Annotated in this window: 15 protein-coding genes; 7 read left to right on the top strand and 8 right to left on the bottom strand. The window is 38.2% G+C overall.

Translation table 11 applies throughout. From position 1 onward, the window contains the following. Positions 1-23: 23 nt before the first annotated feature. The 4 genes from AAEU29_RS09555 to AAEU29_RS09540 all read right to left on the bottom strand — a co-directional run bounded on the left by AAEU29_RS09555 (position 24) and on the right by AAEU29_RS09540 (position 3,549). Positions 24-542, bottom strand: coding sequence for a helix-turn-helix transcriptional regulator (locus tag AAEU29_RS09555; protein WP_421973105.1), 519 nt, complete (start codon positions 540-542; stop codon positions 24-26). A gap of 8 nt (positions 543-550) precedes the next feature. Then, a complete protein-coding gene (locus tag AAEU29_RS09550) occupies positions 551-1,282 on the bottom strand; it encodes a cytochrome b/b6 domain-containing protein (RefSeq protein WP_421973104.1) in 732 nt (243 codons plus the stop codon). Between the two features lie 223 nt (positions 1,283-1,505). Then, the gene (locus AAEU29_RS09545) at positions 1,506-1,754 is read right to left on the bottom strand and encodes a hypothetical protein (protein ID WP_421973103.1); all 249 of its coding nucleotides are present in this window, start codon (positions 1,752-1,754) and stop codon (positions 1,506-1,508) included. Between the two features lie 130 nt (positions 1,755-1,884). After that, positions 1,885-3,549, bottom strand: coding sequence for an ATP-binding protein (locus AAEU29_RS09540; RefSeq protein ID WP_421973102.1), 1,665 nt, complete (start codon positions 3,547-3,549; stop codon positions 1,885-1,887). 325 nt (positions 3,550-3,874) lie between these two features. Here AAEU29_RS09540 and AAEU29_RS09535 point away from each other — a divergent pair, with 325 nt between their 5' ends. Next, the gene (locus AAEU29_RS09535) at positions 3,875-4,174 is read left to right on the top strand and encodes a hypothetical protein (protein WP_421973101.1); all 300 of its coding nucleotides are present in this window, start codon (positions 3,875-3,877) and stop codon (positions 4,172-4,174) included. Between the two features lie 156 nt (positions 4,175-4,330). Then, positions 4,331-4,576, top strand: coding sequence for a TIGR03643 family protein (locus tag AAEU29_RS09530; RefSeq protein WP_421973100.1), 246 nt, complete (start codon positions 4,331-4,333; stop codon positions 4,574-4,576). Position 4,577: 1 nt separating this feature from the next. On the opposite strand, the gene AAEU29_RS09525 is transcribed toward AAEU29_RS09530, so the two are convergent. The 3 genes from AAEU29_RS09525 to AAEU29_RS09515 form a co-directional block, all read right to left on the bottom strand. Next, positions 4,578-5,036, bottom strand: coding sequence for a GNAT family N-acetyltransferase (locus tag AAEU29_RS09525; protein ID WP_421973099.1), 459 nt, complete (start codon positions 5,034-5,036; stop codon positions 4,578-4,580). After that, the gene (locus tag AAEU29_RS09520) at positions 5,036-6,556 is read right to left on the bottom strand and encodes a tryptophan halogenase family protein (protein WP_421973098.1); all 1,521 of its coding nucleotides are present in this window, start codon (positions 6,554-6,556) and stop codon (positions 5,036-5,038) included. The genes AAEU29_RS09525 and AAEU29_RS09520 overlap by 1 nt, the downstream gene beginning before the upstream one ends. Before the next feature lie 147 nt (positions 6,557-6,703). After that, entirely contained in the window at positions 6,704-7,510 is an 807-nt protein-coding gene (locus AAEU29_RS09515) for a class I SAM-dependent methyltransferase (RefSeq protein WP_421973097.1), read from the bottom strand. Between the two features lie 226 nt (positions 7,511-7,736). Between AAEU29_RS09515 and AAEU29_RS09510 the strand changes: the two genes are divergently transcribed. After that, on the top strand, positions 7,737-9,482 hold the full coding sequence (locus tag AAEU29_RS09510; RefSeq protein WP_421973096.1) for an MFS transporter: 1,746 nt from the start codon (positions 7,737-7,739) through the stop codon (positions 9,480-9,482). Positions 9,483-9,722: 240 nt separating this feature from the next. Beyond that, a complete protein-coding gene (locus AAEU29_RS09505) occupies positions 9,723-10,082 on the top strand; it encodes a hypothetical protein (RefSeq protein WP_421973095.1) in 360 nt (119 codons plus the stop codon). Between the two features lie 136 nt (positions 10,083-10,218). On the opposite strand, the gene AAEU29_RS09500 is transcribed toward AAEU29_RS09505, so the two are convergent. After that, positions 10,219-11,436, bottom strand: coding sequence for a glycosyltransferase (locus AAEU29_RS09500; protein WP_421973094.1), 1,218 nt, complete (start codon positions 11,434-11,436; stop codon positions 10,219-10,221). A 282-nt stretch (positions 11,437-11,718) separates the two neighbouring features. Between AAEU29_RS09500 and AAEU29_RS09495 the strand changes: the two genes are divergently transcribed. Genes AAEU29_RS09495 through AAEU29_RS09485 form a run of 3 tightly spaced genes read left to right on the top strand, consistent with a single transcriptional unit; the run spans position 11,719 to position 14,993 of the window. After that, positions 11,719-12,366, top strand: coding sequence for a CpsD/CapB family tyrosine-protein kinase (locus AAEU29_RS09495; protein ID WP_421973093.1), 648 nt, complete (start codon positions 11,719-11,721; stop codon positions 12,364-12,366). A 14-nt stretch (positions 12,367-12,380) separates the two neighbouring features. After that, complete coding sequence (locus tag AAEU29_RS09490) at positions 12,381-13,421, top strand: polysaccharide biosynthesis/export family protein (protein ID WP_421973092.1); 1,041 nt, start codon at positions 12,381-12,383, stop codon at positions 13,419-13,421. Between the two features lie 18 nt (positions 13,422-13,439). Then, complete coding sequence (locus AAEU29_RS09485; protein WP_421973091.1) at positions 13,440-14,993, top strand: GumC family protein; 1,554 nt, start codon at positions 13,440-13,442, stop codon at positions 14,991-14,993. Positions 14,994-15,013 lie beyond the last annotated feature (20 nt).

The following is a 15,013-nucleotide window of genomic DNA, read 5'->3' as shown; positions in this document are numbered from 1 at the left end:
AATACGGATGTATTGATAGCATGTTAGTCATTTTCAAATTTTTGAGGTAAAAGATCTTCTAGAAAAAACGCAGACAATTCAGAGCGCCCGCTTAATCCTGCTTTGGCATACACCGCCATGGATTGTGCCCTTGCCGTTTTTTCACTGGTGCCTCTAATTGCCGCAACGTCTTTTAAACTCATACCTTTTAAAAGCAAGAACGTCACTTCTTTTTCAGCGGGTGAAAGCTGCCAACGGCACAATTGTTCGTTAATTAAGTGCGAAAGCCCATCAAGATATTCTTTTGAGCGTGTCCGCCACTCGGTTGCTTCTTGGCGTAAATTTTCCGTAAGCAAGCGTTGATGATAAAGTTGATGTTTTAAATTCACCATATCACGAAAAATATAACCTATACCCAGCAATGCCATTATTCCGGCTGAACCCTCAATCACTAAATGCCAGATAGCCACCCCTTCGTTAAGGTCGGTTGCAAGGTCTACCGCGATCAGTAATGTAATGAGTAGCAAAGTAGTTAATAAAATTAGGCGGTCTTTGTTACTCATAGCGTGATTTACTCGTGTTCGTTGTAGTGGATATTATTTTCATGATGTTGCTCATGTTCGCTTTCAAACTCTTGCAAATGCCATGTTACACCAAACAATGATGTTGTTTTTTGGTTATGGTCAAAGTTTATGACTAATGTGCCTGTAAATGTGAGCGTGATAATCAAACACAATGCGCCTAGGTAAGCATGTGATTTCACTGACTCAACACCTGAAGGTATATTATTTTTATAGCCAGAAATCATACTCTTTGCGATAGGGTCTTGTTGTTTAATGGTGTGTACTAGCACCCCAAGAATATGCAACACCACAACCAGCATAAAAGCATTTGCAGCAAGTTCATGAAGCTCTTCAATTGCCTCATTAAACGGCCCGGTAGTCATTAAAATACCGCTAACAATCAGGAAAAATGCTAACAGCATCATCACAATTGCAGCCCAGCTTGAGGCCGGATTATGGCCAATCCATGACTTTTTATGCTTGGTAAGGCTCTCTTTAAGGTAGCAGATAAGCGCTTTTGGCTTTAAAACATAATCACTAAAGCGGGCATGTTTAGTGCCAATAAATCCCCAAATAAAGCGCCAGACTATACAAAGGCCAAGTGTTGCTCCTGCAATCATATGGTAAGCAAAGATAGCTAATTCATCATCCACCAAATTCGCAATACTGAAAGCTACAATAAAACTAGCAGCAAATAGCCAGTGGAAAATCCGTGTCGGTAAATCATAGATACGAGTCATAAAATGCATCCTGTTTGTAACGTTAAAATACTTAACAAACAGTAACGAAATTGACCTTTGCTGACATTGGACAAACGCCCAACTGGGAGGTAATTGACGTAGGTCATTTGACCTAAAGATACAAATAAACCTTAAATTACATGTGGTTAAATTTCAAGAAAGGGTTGAAAAGTGCTGGTGCAAGGTTATTGGTTAACGCCAACACTTTTAATGATAAACGGTTTTAATGCGTTTTCTTTACGCCGTATCTGACCATATCTTTGCCGTTTTCATAAACTTCATTTGACACCCATCGGCCTAAAAGCAATTGATGTTTATCATCTAACACAGCAATAAACGGACGACCATTGCTATTGTTCGTGGCAAGTGCGACTCCTTCCACATTTTTAAGACCTAAACCGCCATTTTCAACTAATAATAAAAACGCTTCTAGCTCATCTAATGTATTTATAATGTCGTTATCTTTAATCATGTTTTTTGCTCTCAAACTAAAGTGTGCGAAGGGTAGCAGATTTCACCATTTGGATAAATTGCAGAACAAAAACAAGTTAAGCCAAAGCGTTTGGACCAAAATTCCAAATATCGAACAAGGCCAACCGGCTTTAACTTGATAGATCTTTTTTTGGCAGCTTAATTTTGAATTCAGTAAATTCGAGCTCCTTGCTTTTACATTCAATAGCTCCATGAAGTTTGGCTGTAACAAGATTATAAACAATGCTCATTCCAAGGCCGCTGCCGCCATTGCTGCGATTGGTGGTGTAAAAAGGCTCAAACACTTTTTCAAGCACAGTGTTTTTCATACCTACCCCATTATCGCGATATGAAATAATCACATGCTCGTCTGTTTCTGTGGCATCAATGGCAATTACGCCTTCTCTTTGTCCTTGGTCAAAGCCGTGAATAATCGAATTGTTAACTAGATTGGTAAAAATTTGCCCAATAGCGCCCACTTCCACTTCCAATAAAAGAGACTCGTCCACATGATTATTTATGGTAATGCCTTTATTTTTAAAAAGTGGTGTCAGTGAAGCAAACACATCATCCAAGTAAGCTTTTAGATGAATATTGCGAATGTCTTTATGCGATTGGTCAACAGCCACTTGCTTGAAAGACTGAATAAGCCCTGCGGCACGTTGCAAACTACTCGTTAACAGCCTTAACGACTCATCCATTTTTGAAAAATAGCGAGTAATCTCATTTCGTGACAGAGTTTCAGCATTAAACATTTTCTCAAGTGACTTGGTTTCACTCGCGATATAATCACCAGAGGTTACTGCAATGCCAAGTGGCGTATTAACTTCATGAGCAACACCTGACACTAAGCTGCCTAGCGATGCCATTTTTTCAGCTTCAACTAACTGCTCAAAAGTGTCTTTCATCACTTTGGCATTCTCAGCTAAAATCTCATTTTTTTGAGTAAGCAAATTAAATTGCCCATCAACGGATTCTTTCAATAAGTTAATCAAACGCTTGCTATATAACTGTCTAAAGTAGGCGTATGCAATCACCGTGATAAAGAGCAATATAAAACTCACCAGTGCAAACAAAGAAGACACTCTATTTACTTTACTTGCATGACGCATAGCGGATTGCGTTCTTTGTGCTTGAAGTTGTAAAAAGGTGTTTACCTTTCCCATGATATACGCTTTTGCTTGCAAATATGCCTCACTATAGAGCAAATCTATCGCAGCCAAACGCGCTGACGTCGCATTGTAGGGTATATCCTGACTTAGTCCTTCTGCTACCAATGCAAACGCTTTTTGCTCAATTTCAACCAATTTATCTGACGCTGATTGCGCTTCATTAAGCATTTGCCTTTCTTCTTCAGTGATACCCACTTCGTTTAACATGGTTTGCAATGAAATTGCAGCGCTGTTTTCACTCGGAGCAACGCCGTTTTCAGGCATTAAGAAATCCCAGTAAACCCGCTGATAATACTTGGGCCGTGGTGCTTCGCCATTTCTAATAGCCAGAATTTGATTAAAAAAGGTTAAGTATTTTCCATTACCCGTTGCGGCATAGGCACGTGCCATCAAGGTCAAATTGTCAGAGCTAAGGCGCACTTGATTGCTAAGCAAAACCATTTGATAACGTCCTTGTTCTGTTTTCTCTAAACTCGCAAGGGAAAGAAAGGTGTAATAGGCAGATAAACCAGTTGTTAAAATAAGCAAAATAACCATTATAAAAAGCCATTTTGATTTACTAAGTAAATTTACACTGTTGGACTCAACAATTTTAAAAATTTCTTCAGCTTTACTATAGGCCACCCAATTACCTCAAAGCAGTGTAAAAACAATTATCTAAAAATGAGTATAGACAATAAATCCGCGCTATGAGGGAAAGCTTATTTCTATCAACTTGAAACTAGCTTTGCTAATTTCTAAAACCAATACTGCGATATACCTATAAAATCACTTACAACCACGGCTTTTCTTAACATCGTTGTTAAAAAGATGATTCTTTTAAACAAGTAATCGCTTGAGCTTTAACAATTTTTAACTTGTTTGAAGACATCTCAGCGCTTAAGGTAGCAATCAAAATTTAAGTTAAATTTAGTTTTAACGTGTATTTGGGTTACATGGAGTAAGTGAGATGCAACATCATAGCGAAAAATCATCAACGGCAACCATTCAAAATGGTGTGACAAGAGCTGATGGTCAGTTTTCAGTGTCACAATACGATATTTGTTTTAAACCGTTTAATGAGAAGCTAGGTTTAGGGCCATATAAATTCGAACGATCTTCGATTGCTAAAGTAGAAAAGTGCGTTGGCAAAGGCGCTGGCATTTTACCTATTAGCTCAGATGCAATTCGCATTACGTGCACAAACAATGAAACGTATGAGTTTATCATCAGTAATCCGGATGAGTGGGTGAATCTTCTCTCTAACTAGTGTTAACATATTTCAGCAGCGCCTTTGCTTTAGCTGCTGAAGTACTTTTCCTTTAATCTCACCACAAAACGACTTTCCAGCTAATTACCTTAACAACTGATCAAAAATACGATTTTTAGCGTACTCAGAATATTCATTTAATTAATTTACACACCAATGACTGAATCTGATCAATCACGCATTATCGAAATGGCGTGGGAAGATAGAACCCCATTTGAAGCCATCGAAACACTCTATGGATTACCTGAGAAGAATGTTATCCAATTAATGAGGCAGACGTTAAAACCAGCCAGCTTTCGTTTATGGCGAGCGCGTGTATCTGGCCGCAACACTAAGCATTTAAAACTGCGAAATCCAGATATTTCACGTGGGTATTGCAAAACCCAGTACAAACACCGTTAAATTAACACTCTCTAACCATGTATATGCAGTTTTCTAAAGGAATATGCGTTGGGTACTGCGTTTTAGCAAAGCCCGATTTTTGATAGGCCGTTATTGCAGGTAAGTTATCTGACAAAACAAACAGCGAAGCGCTGTCTAACTGAAGCTGCACTTTTCCTTCTTGAATTAAATTATAAATTAAACGCTCTGCGATCCCTTTACCACGAAATGCTGGGTTTACCACCAAACGCGCAAGGTGAACGCGCTCTAAGCGATTATAAAATTGGCCAAATGCGACAAACTCACCTTGTTCACAAAGCAAGCAAAATGAAGCTAGCTTCTCTGTGTTTAAATCTTGAAAGAAAGTTTCTTCTGTAAAAGGGTAACGGAACCCTGGGCCTGACCACTTCGCAAGGCTGGCTTCATCTTGAAACCAGCTCGCTAGCTGTTCTATGTGCGTTTTTGTAAACGGTACTAACATTATTGATTTTTCACATCATTATTTGCTTTACAATGTTTATCAATAAATGCCTGATGACTCAAACAATTATTCGCGGCCATAGCAATTTGCGCTTTCATTTGCGCCAAGTTTTCAGCAATCGCGTTTGAGTTAAAGTGATCTAAACGTACATCGTAACGGGAAGGAGTAACGTTAAAACCATAAAACATTGAAAGCCAACTTGCTTGTTGGAAAGACTCGTTATCATACATCACCACATGGCCGCGATTTTTATACATGGCAATTTTGTGCTCAAGCGTTTTTGGAATAGGCATCTCTTGGCAGTAACGCCAAAAAGCGGTGTCGGTGCGTTGCGTTAATTTGTAGTGCACTAATAAAAAATCAACAATGCGATCTAACTCATCATTATGCAAACGGTTAACTTCATCAATATCAGCTTGATTAAAAGACATATCTGGGAAGAAAGTCATCAGCTTAGCAAGCGCGGTTTGAATTAACGAAATGCCAAGTGACTCTAACGGCTCTAAAAAGCCAGCAGCTAAACCAAGGGCAAAACAGTTTTTATGCCAACTTACTTTACGCCTGCCAAGTGGGAATTTAAAGGTTTTTACATCCGTAATTGTGCGCCCTTTTACACTATCGAGCAGGCTTTGTTTCGCTTCTTCATCTGTCGTGAATTTGCTTGAATAAATATAGCCATTGCCCATACGGTGCTGCAGCGGAATACACCATTGCCAACCGGCTTCTTTTGCTATTGCGCGGGTATATGGCGTGGGTTCACCCACCAGTTCTGTTTGCACTGCGACAGCGCTGTCACAAGGTAGCAAATGACTCAAATCATCAAGGCCAATACCCATCGCCCCTTCAATTAATACGCCTTTAAAACCTGAGCAATCAATAAATAAATCGCCCTCGATAAACGTACCATTATCAAGGGTGAGTGCTTGGATAAACCCGTTATCAGCATTGAGTTTGACTTCGTTCACATTCGCTAAAATATGGTTAACACCACGTTTAGAACAAAACTCTGTTAAAAACTTAGCATATAACACCGCATCAATATGATAGGCGTAAGAATATTGCGCTAGAGGATTATTCTGATTGGGGTTTGGCTGCGCAAATCCGCCTTTTTTGGCAAGCTGTATTGGGAAACTGTAATCTTCAATATCAAGCTGTTTGCCTTCTGCATTGAGCTTGTTGATATATTGATGAAAATCCAAATTTTCGATCTGTGCGCCATAGGCTGCAAAAGGATGGAAAAAACGCTCGCCTTTTTGCGACCATTCTTCAAATTCAATACCAAGTTTAAACGTCGCTTGTGTGGCTTTAATTAATTCAGCATCGTTAATGCCTAAATTACGGTTAAAATCGACAAAATTAGGAATGGTTGCTTCGCCTACTCCAACCGTATTAATGTTGGGTGATTCGATTAGCGTGAGCGACATGTCTTTGTCTTGAATGTAGCGCGATAAACTCGCCGCTGCCATCCACCCCGTTGTGCCCCCACCTACAATAACGATTTTTTTAACTGCTTGTGCCACGTTTCGTCTTCTTATGCTTATTTTTATTGTTTTCAATATAAACTAAACGGGCTTTAAAAACTAAGCCAATAGTGGCCAATTTTTAAGCCCTAAATGCGTGATTTGTATTAGGCTCCAACCCGTTTTAAAGGTTAAAGCCTGATTCAATTAACGCTTTTTGAAAAGTAATGTCATACGGTTAGATTCACCAACTGACTGGTACTGCTCTTTATTTTCCTTTGCATTAAGCGAAGGCGGCAGTGCCCATACGCCTGCTTCAACATTATCAATAATAATGCGGTCTTTCGCGTTATTGTGGAAATACGCCTCAGCTTCTAAGTCAAATCCAGCGGCTTTTGCCACTGCAATTACATGTGATTTTGGCAAATAGCCTTTTTTCGCTGTTGCTACCGGATCAAACCCTTCAGGTGCTTGATGCTGTACAACACCTAATTTGCCACCTTGTTTAAGCATCTGATTAAACTGACTAAATGCAGCAGCTAACTGATTACCATTTTGCAATCCGTGTAAGCCTCTAAAGGTTAACACTACATCTGCGTTTTTTGTTTTTTCATCGATTGACGCATTTGGATCAAAATCAGCGATAACAACATTGCCGTAAACTTTTTTGTTATCGCTTAATTTTTTCTCAAAGTTTTCGCGTGAGCGTTTACGGTATTTTGAGCTTGTCGTAATTGGGTAGTGAGCTGCTACAAGCTGCCCCTCTGCTGCAAGCATTGGCGCTAATACTTCAGTGTACCAGCCGCCACCAGGCATAATCTCAACCACTTTTGAATTAGCTGTCACACCAAAAAACTCAAGCGTTTGGTATGGCTTACGAAATGAATCGCGTGCTTGGTTTGCTTCACTGCGGTGGCTGTTATCAATACCTACAGGTGCACTGGCAACTGTAGAGAAAGAGAAAACGGCGGCAGCAATAAGTGAAAGAGGTAGTAATGTGTTTTTATAGTTCATTTTAAATTACTCAATTAATAAACAATGTTTCTGTTATACAGATTTTTCACATAAATCGCTCACTTTTGCGAAATATATTTCAATTTATTAATGAGTTAGCACATACTTAATTTAAATTTAACTTACCAAATATCCCATATTCAAGACAGAAAATCGCATCATTGTTGCTAAAAAAACCACCTTTGATATATTGCATACAATATTCAAAATAAAAAGAAAGATTGTTATGACAACACACAAGCCTTTGCGCAGTCCATTTGGCAGCAGCTTCTACATTGCCAATATTATGGAGATATTTGAACGATTAGCATGGTATGGTTTTTTTACCGTATCGTCCCTTTATATGACTAGCCCTGTGCTGCAAGGCGGTATGGGGTTTAGTGATGAGCAACGCGGTTTTTTACAAGGGCTTGTGCCATTTTGCATCTACTTGTTGCCTGCATTAACTGGGGCATTAGGCGATCGCTACGGCTACAAAAAAATGCTGTTACTTGCCTTTGCAATGATGACCCCGTGTTATTACTTGCTAGGTCAAGTATCAAGCTATAGCGCGTTTTTCCTAGCCTTTATGGGTGTTGCAATTGGTGCTGGCATTTTCAAACCATTGATCACCGGCACGGTGACTCATGCAACCAACGATAGCAATCGCAGTTTAGGCTTTGGCGTTTTTTACATGATGGTCAATGTGGGTGGCTTTTTAGGGCCAGTTATTGCCGGTATTATGCGAGACACAAGCTGGGATATGGTGTTTATTATGGCCGCAGTGTGGATTGCGATTAATTTTATCCCTGTCACTTTATTTTATCGCGACCCAACTGCTGAAATTCGCAAAAACACCCCAGCCAAACCACTTAAAGATATTCTCGTAGAAATGCGAGAAGTACTGGGAAATGGTCGCTTTGCGTTACTTGTTTTTCCAATCCTCATTGCGTTTATGTTACCAGGTACAAAATTAATTTCTGAGTCATTCGCTTACGGGTTTATTGCAAGTTGGCTAGGTTTAAACTTAGTCTGGCACATATTAGCGCCAAAAGCTGGAACACATTGGTATAGCAGCAAAATAAAAATAGGTAATAAACCATTTTTGTTACTTATTTTGATTTTGAGCGGGTTTTGGCTGGTTTATATGCAAATTTTTATCACCCTTCCGCTTTTTATTCGCGACTACGTTGATAGCAGTGATCTTGTGATGCTAACGAATTCAATTCATGCGGGCTTTGGCGAAGCCGCTTCGTTTGTTAATGTGCCGCAGCTAACAACTGCAATCACTGCGCTTGCAAGCCAATTTGATTACAGCCAAGCAAACAGCTTTCATAAAGCCTACCTTGAATTAACTAACTACAATGTGCGCATTCCAAAAGACGTATTGCAAACTCATTTACCAAACTTAAGCGCACTGTCTCAAGCTGAAATCAGTACACTCGCGACTCAGTGGGCAAGTGATTATCGTCAGTTTAAACCTGAATACATTGCTGCGGTAAACTTTGGCTCTATTGTACTATTACAAGTATTGGTATCGGCACTGAGCGCACGCTTTAAAACCTTTTATGTAATTATTGCGGGCGCTCTAATGATTGCCAGCAGTTATTTATTACTGGCAAATTCAGAGGCTGGAGCGATTGTAAGTGGCGCGCTTGCGGTAGCGGCTTTACTTATCTTTTCGCTCGGTGAAATGATGGCATCGCCAAAACAGCAGGAATACGTAGCCTCAGTAATGCCGAAAGACAAAGCAGCGATGTATCAAGGCTATCTTTACACGGCATCTGCCATTGGCTTTTTGTTTGCAGGTAAGCTCTCTGGTTGGGGTTACAACAAATGGGCTGTTGAAGCTAATGAACCCGCGAACTTTTGGCTATTATGCGCCGCTATTGCGTTTGTTACCGCGCTAGCACTTTGGTTATTTAATAGTTTTGCCGCAGAAAAATTAGAGCAATCACAGCATAGTTCAAAGCTTGTTAACAATTTAGCTTAGAAATTTCCCAATAGGGGCTAAGTTTTACATTACCTAGCCCCCTCTATTTATAGTAGTTTTTGTTACTTTTGAGTGAGTACAACAAACGAAAAAATCTTAATAAAAACCACATTTAAAGTAGTAAACCAAAATAACACCCCAAACAAACGTTTAATTTTTGATCAAAAATCAGTTAGGATAAGCTATTAAAAAGCAGTACTAAATATTTAAATCAATAAAAACAATATCAAAGGAATGATTATGAAGTTTATTGCACTTCTTTGCCTAATTTTGGGCGGAACATACATTTACTACAACTTGAACTCTGAAAACCAAGTCACTAACTATCAAGAATTACTGAGTAAGGTAGAACACAGTGAAGTTAAAATTGGTGAGATAAAAGTAGCGTCAAATATGCTTGCTATGCAATTTTGTAACGACGGCTCAACTAAAGACTCAGTAGGTAAAAGTGCGCGAGAATGCTTAAAAACATTTTCAAATATGCGCGGTATGTGTGAACAGCGCATTTTCAAAAACGATGAAGAAACCATCGAATCAAAAGACAAAGTAATTAAAATTGCCAAACGCTACACTTCTTGTGTTGGCATTGAATACTTGTAGATTAAGAAGTAATAATGATGAATGTAACAAATATCACCCTATACAGTTGCTATTTGCTACATTCAAAACGTTAATTCGATGGTAATACTCGTTTTAGAATAAACAAAACTCACAATTAAAAACATCTTTAACATAGCTAATTAGTAGCTTTGAATTTTTCAAATAGTTTTGCGAGTTTGTTTGCGTTTTTTTGTAAATCAAATTCTTCTAAAACGATTTTCCGTCCTTGAATACCCATCCCTCTTCGCTTCGCATCATCATTGCAAAGTTCTAATAATTTATCAGCTATACTTTGAGGGTTTTGTGTTTCACACAATAAACCAGATACACCATCTTCTACCAGTTCTGGAATACCACTTACATTGGAAGCAACAATGGGCAAGCCACAAGCCATCGCTTCCATTATCACAACCGGAATTCCTTCTCGATTGCCTGAAGAAGTTTGAAAGCTGGTCAGGGTAAATATATCATTTTCAGCGAGGTTCTTTTGAATGACTTCTTGAGGTTGTGAACCTAACAGTGTGACATGTTCGTTTAATTTTAAACTTTCAATTTGCGACTCAATATTATCACGCATTGGGCCATCACCAATTAGCGTTAAACGGAATGAAATACCCCTTTTTTTCAAAAGAGAACATGCATCGATTAAGTAGCGATGACCTTTTACTTCACGTAAAGATGCTACACATAGAATTTTAATTACTTTTTCTTGTTTCTCAGATTTAGGTCTAAAGCTTTCTGTATCCACTCCACATCTCACAATATGAAGCTTGTGACTTTTTTCTATTTTTGTATGCTGATAAAAAAAATCTTCGTTGTATTTTGAAATCATCACGGCAAATTCAGCAGCATCAAATTTTTCTTTTAGCATTTGTTGTCGTTTATGAAGATCAGAACCATGAGCGGTAAACGAATATCCAATACCCGAAAGCTGATAAATCACATATGCAACCATTGCAGGATGATTAGCAAAGTGCGCGTGGATATGCTCAATACCCTTTTTCTTAAAGAGCGTTGACAAATACACTGCTTTGGGGAAAAAAGCGACTGCGCCAAGCAAAAAGTTTGAACAAACTAAATTATATCGAATGACATTAAACAGTGTTTTCAAAAAAGTTATTGGCTGTGCAAAAAATACCTTGAGCAAAGCTGCAACAATCTTAAAAGAGATGAAAGGGGTAAACGTGACTTTATCCATCAAGGCTAATGCACTTGGATGCACGACACTGGCTTTTTCTTTTTGCAGGGGATAAAGCGTTACATCTATCCCGTTATCCGCTATCGCCATTACTTCATTTAAAATAAAAGTTTCAGTAATTTTAGGATAGCGTGACATCAGATAAGCCACTTTCATTGTCAAGTACTCCGAAAAAGACACAATGGGGAATTATTCATGCAGCGAGATAAGTTAATAACATCATGAATATAATTAAAAAAAGCTTATTTTGACAAAAAATACTTCTATCAGCTACAACTAATAGAAATAGTTAATTTCGTACATGCATTCAAGTTATTGCTAACGCATTTTTCTATTACATTTTAACTATTACAACATATCACGAATCGCTTTACGGTAATCAGCTATTTTAGTAAGATTTGTTATTGCTTGTATAAAATAAATAAGCTGGCTAAAACGATGTCATCTAACTATATATCACTTGCCGATTCATTCAAAAACGAACTCACACTATTAGAGAGTAACCTTATGGAAGCGTCTGATGGTGAGAGAGTGCAATCTATTCTAGTGACCAGCAGCAAGTCAGGTGAAGGCAAAACACTCAGCGCAATCAGCTTGTCTCGAAAACTTGCTCTCGAAAACAATTACAAAGTACTGTTAATTGACAGTAATATCCAATCCCCGCAGTTACATGAGATTTTTGAATTACCTCTCCAACCTGGACTTTCTGAGTGTTTAAATGACAGCGTAAACATTAAACAAGCATGTCACACCTCAGACAACAGTAACCTTGATATTATGCCTTTGGGTAGACCTAAAGGGCATATTTCACAAATTATCAAAGATAACAAACTTAATAATTTAATTACTGAACTTAAATCACAGTATGATTACATTATTGTTGATACCACATATGTACTTGGCACATCTGAAGTAAGCCTTATTTGTGGCGTATTTGATGCCATTTTACTGGTTGTGGAATGTGAAGCTACAAAGTGGCAAGTAGTGAAAACTGCAGCTGATAAACTTACAAGTTCACATGGCAAATTGATCGGCACAATTTTAAACCGCAGACAATTTTACATTCCTCAGATTTTTTACGGTTAAGGATGTTTGTTAACATGTACCAAATATTCCGCACATCAATTTTATTTTGCTGTTTTTTTTCTGTTTTATTCGGTTGTAGTAGTTCAGAAAAAACAGGATTAAAATTAGGTGAAGAAGCAACTATAGAAGCAACTAGCTTTTCTTTCAGCCCTCCTGATTTTGAACATTTAGCTGAATACAAGCTTTCTCCGGGGGATGTTTTAGACGTATTATTCCAAATTCAAACTTGGCAACCTGAACTTGTTTATCGTATTTCTTTGGGTGATACAGTATCAGTAAAATTTCCAGATATTTCAGAACTGAATCAAACGCAAAAAGTTTTACCTGATGGCACCATCGCAATGCCCTACATTGGCACTATAAAAGTATATGGTAAAACCGCGTCTGAAGTCGCTGAAGAATTAAAACAAGCCTATCGTGGTGTGCTGAATTCTCCTTCTCTTTACGTCAGTGTGCCTGAGTACTTATCTCAAATTCGCGAAATGAAAGAAGATTTACACACCTCTGCACGTGGTTTAAGTCGTTTGGTAACAATTCGCCCTGATGGTTATGTGACCTTCCCAATGGTTGGGGACGTGTTTGTAGCAGCAAAGTCTATTCCTGAGATTAAAAATACCATTAACAAACAATATCAAAACATCAGTACCAGCTTACATGTAGATTTATTTTTAGAGAAACACGCGGGCTCAAAAATTTACATAATGGGTGAAGTTGAAAGTCCAGGCGCTTATGACATTACTAAACCGACATCAGTAATCCAAGCTATCGCACTGGCTAAAGGACACAATCGCGATGCGCAACTTGATGAAGTTTATGTGATCCGTCGGAAAGGTAAGCAAATGATCGCTACACGTGTTAACGCGGAGCAAACCTTCACAATGGCAGGTAACGGTAGCTTATTTTTCTTGATGCCTGACGATATTGTTTATATACCATCAACGCCACTTTCAGATGCAGCCTATTTGGCACAACAAATCTCAGACGTTTTAATGTTCAGAGGTTGGGGATTAAACTTTTCTTGGCAATTACGTAGAGCGCCGGTTGATGAAGATTAATAATAAAGGCATTAATAAGTGAATACAGAAGCATACAAATCGGAAAACTTTATAAGAGAAATTCTCTTTATTGTTTTTGCTAATAAACGTTTAATTATTGATACTATAGCATTAATTTTTATCGCTGTATTAGCCGTAGCATTCTTAGCTCCCAAAAAATATACCTCTCAATCGACCTTATTAGTAAAGGGTAAACGGGTTGAACGTAATCCTGAAATTGTTCAGCAATTACAAGAAAAGAAACAAGAAATAACACGTGAAGACTTAAACTCAGAAGCAGAAATCATAGGTTCTGTTGAAGTGCTTAAAAGAACCATCTTAGCATTAGCTAAAAACGACCAAGTGTTTGATATACCATTAACTCCTGATGGAACTGACACGAAAGACAAGGCGGCTGAAGAAAAGCTGATAAAAACCAGCAGTAAGTTAGCATCAGCATTATCGGTTACTGTGGTTCGTTCATCTCAAGTACTAGAGCTTGGCATTGTGTGGGGTTCACCCAGTGAAGGAAAGGCAATCCTTAAAGAGCTTGTGAATCAATATTTGAGCTATCGAAATGCTGTTTACAAACCGGAAGAAACCAAAAATTTCTATGATCAAACTGTAATGTCTTACCAAAGTTTAATCGATGTTAAATCATCTGAAATAGCGATGGTCGTAGCCAAGATAAAAGCGCCTGAGTCACTAAAAGAAATTGAAAGTAATTTAGCAGTCAAAAAAGATTATCAATTGCAACTAAGCATACTTGAGAAAAGCCGTTTAGCACTGAATGCTGATCTCAAATATATGCAAAAACAACTCAACTTAGTTGATGAAATGGCAAAACTCAACGCTAATCGCTTACCAGGTTATGAAAAAAAAGCTTACCAGTTTTTCTCAAATATTAAAAATCAAGCCATTCGAGATATCGCAAATGTTGTGCATTTAAAGTTAGAAGAATATACAAAAATTAGTCGTAATTTTGTTGCGAGCAGTGAGCGTGCCAAAAGTATGAAAGCCGAGCTTGATAAATCGTATCGTACACTTATTCGTGAAGTACGTGCGTTAATGGAGCATCAAGAAAATGAGCTTGCCGCGGTGCGTGATAGTATTAGATTTTTACAAGAAAGAATTATCGAACTAGATACCAGAAATGGTGATCTGGCTCAGTATCAATTGCAACTTGAAAAACTACAACGAGAAAAACGCTTATTAGAGAAATCGTTTGAGAATTATTATCGCCTAAAAGAAGAATCCTTAATGTTTGAACGTATTCAAAGTGCAAGCTTAAATACTCAAATAATTGTGCTTACTCCTGCATGGGCAAGTAATACGGCTACCTTCCCAAATAAGCGATTACTGATTCCATTTGGCTTAGTAATTGCAGTGTTAGTTGCATTAACCGTGGCGTTCATTAACGAGTACTTTGATGACTCAATTAAGCGTGTCAGTGATTCAGAGCGCTATTTAGGGTTACCAACCATTAGTGCATTAAGTAATAAGGAAGTCACCACAAAACCTGCTTACACAACACGCGTTTTAAGGTTTTTCATTAATTTACCCAAAAAGCTAAAACGCACATCAAATAAATAGCAATAGGTAGTATGCAGTTT

The sequence above is a fragment of the Pseudoalteromonas aquimarina genome (genome assembly GCF_049257255.1).
In the GTDB taxonomy this organism is placed as follows: domain Bacteria; phylum Pseudomonadota; class Gammaproteobacteria; order Enterobacterales; family Alteromonadaceae; genus Pseudoalteromonas.
Note: the sequence above shows the minus strand (reverse complement) of the source record. Positions and strands in the feature narration are given on the sequence as shown.

What these genes read in the sequence shown, in the direction of transcription:
- AAEU29_RS09555 (WP_421973105.1), bottom strand. Translation starts at nt 542, where the DNA reads ATGAGTAACAAAGACCGCCTAATTTTATTAACTACTTTGCTACTCATT.
- AAEU29_RS09550 (WP_421973104.1), bottom strand. Translation starts at nt 1,282, where the DNA reads ATGACTCGTATCTATGATTTACCGACACGGATTTTCCACTGGCTATTT.
- AAEU29_RS09545 (WP_421973103.1), bottom strand. Translation starts at nt 1,754, where the DNA reads ATGATTAAAGATAACGACATTATAAATACATTAGATGAGCTAGAAGCG.
- AAEU29_RS09535 (WP_421973101.1), top strand. Translation starts at nt 3,875, where the DNA reads ATGCAACATCATAGCGAAAAATCATCAACGGCAACCATTCAAAATGGT.
- AAEU29_RS09530 (WP_421973100.1), top strand. Translation starts at nt 4,331, where the DNA reads ATGACTGAATCTGATCAATCACGCATTATCGAAATGGCGTGGGAAGAT.
- AAEU29_RS09525 (WP_421973099.1), bottom strand. Translation starts at nt 5,036, where the DNA reads ATGTTAGTACCGTTTACAAAAACGCACATAGAACAGCTAGCGAGCTGG.
- AAEU29_RS09515 (WP_421973097.1), bottom strand. Translation starts at nt 7,510, where the DNA reads ATGAACTATAAAAACACATTACTACCTCTTTCACTTATTGCTGCCGCC.
- AAEU29_RS09510 (WP_421973096.1), top strand. Translation starts at nt 7,737, where the DNA reads ATGACAACACACAAGCCTTTGCGCAGTCCATTTGGCAGCAGCTTCTAC.
- AAEU29_RS09505 (WP_421973095.1), top strand. Translation starts at nt 9,723, where the DNA reads ATGAAGTTTATTGCACTTCTTTGCCTAATTTTGGGCGGAACATACATT.
- AAEU29_RS09500 (WP_421973094.1), bottom strand. Translation starts at nt 11,436, where the DNA reads ATGAAAGTGGCTTATCTGATGTCACGCTATCCTAAAATTACTGAAACT.
- AAEU29_RS09495 (WP_421973093.1), top strand. Translation starts at nt 11,719, where the DNA reads ATGTCATCTAACTATATATCACTTGCCGATTCATTCAAAAACGAACTC.
- AAEU29_RS09490 (WP_421973092.1), top strand. Translation starts at nt 12,381, where the DNA reads ATGTACCAAATATTCCGCACATCAATTTTATTTTGCTGTTTTTTTTCT.